This window comes from Phytobacter massiliensis JC163 (genome assembly GCF_000321045.1).
In the GTDB taxonomy this organism is placed as follows: domain Bacteria; phylum Pseudomonadota; class Gammaproteobacteria; order Enterobacterales; family Enterobacteriaceae; genus Phytobacter_A; species Phytobacter_A massiliensis.
Genome location: NZ_CAEO01000184.1, coordinates 1 through 911, shown reverse-complemented (window position 1 = coordinate 911; position 911 = coordinate 1). Strand labels below are relative to the sequence as shown.

The 911-nt window shown below is 55.3% G+C and carries 2 protein-coding genes and 2 pseudogenes; all 4 read left to right on the top strand.

The window, feature by feature from the left end:
* Positions 1 to 242: plasmid SOS inhibition protein A (locus ENTHG_RS00105; RefSeq protein ID WP_044172022.1), on the top strand; the 242-nt coding region annotated here is incomplete at its 5' end.
* Positions 242 to 559, top strand: coding sequence for a hypothetical protein (locus tag ENTHG_RS00100; RefSeq protein WP_044172020.1), 318 nt, complete (start codon positions 242 to 244; stop codon positions 557 to 559). The genes ENTHG_RS00105 and ENTHG_RS00100, both read left to right, overlap by 1 nt.
* A gap of 195 nt (positions 560 to 754) precedes the next feature.
* A pseudogene (locus ENTHG_RS26305) lies at positions 755 to 826 on the top strand (hypothetical protein); the annotation flags it as partial.
* A pseudogene (locus tag ENTHG_RS25230) lies at positions 795 to 911 on the top strand (type I toxin-antitoxin system Hok family toxin); the annotation flags it as partial. The pseudogenes ENTHG_RS26305 and ENTHG_RS25230, both read left to right, overlap by 32 nt.

The window sequence follows — 911 nt, the reverse complement described above, 5'->3', positions numbered from 1 at the left end:
GGTACAGCCGGTGGCGCGACGAGTTAGACGCGCGTGAGCTGGCGTTACTGGTCTGGAGCTGGCAGACGCGGTTCGGGTCGCTGAGCGAACTGGAATGGCTACGCTACGGTGATACCCCGCTGTATGCGCTTCTGTATGAAATCCGGTGCATCGTCATGGAAACGCCGGAACCTGTCCGGGCAGCAGAGCGCTGGCGGGTACCGAACAAACTGCCTCACCAACGTACGCCCGGAGAACGCTGATGCAGTGGATGTATTCGGTGCGCTGGAGCCTGCGGCACCTGCCGTGTCCGGGTGAGAGGGAACTTATCAGGATGACTGTGCCCGCAGGTGCACCGGTACCCGACGAAGTCCTGGCAAAGCATGAGTTTTGCAGTGGCTATGCGGTGTGTATCGATTTTCTGTCGGATAAGGAGATCAAACGCTGGTCACCCGAACGCAAGGCAACTGCACGGCGGCGCAATATGGAGCGGCGCATCAACAAACGTGCACCCCTGTTCGCAGAGGAACTGATTGCACAGGAACTGGCGGCACGCCCGGACTATTTCAGCGGAAAATAAGTGAAGATAACTGGCTGATTATCCTGCTGTGTCCTGGCGAAAATGGCGGCAATCGGGGTATAATAGCGACGGCGCTTGAGGCTTTTGCCTCATGACGTGAAGGTGGTTTGTTACCGAGTTGTGTGGCAAAAAGAGAAAAGCCCCGAGTAATTTTTCAATTAACCCGAGGCCGATCTGCATGCTAGACACATCTAGATTAGCCGCTTACTGCGCTCTGCGCAAGGAGAAGAAGGCTATGAAGCTACCACGGAACTCTTTCATCTGGTGCGTATTGATAGTGTGTCTCACACTCCTGATATTCACCTGGCTGACGCGAAAAATCGCTCTGCGAAATTCGCTACAGAGACGGAAG

What these genes read in the sequence shown, in the direction of transcription:
- ENTHG_RS00100 (WP_044172020.1), top strand. Translation starts at nt 242, where the DNA reads ATGCAGTGGATGTATTCGGTGCGCTGGAGCCTGCGGCACCTGCCGTGT.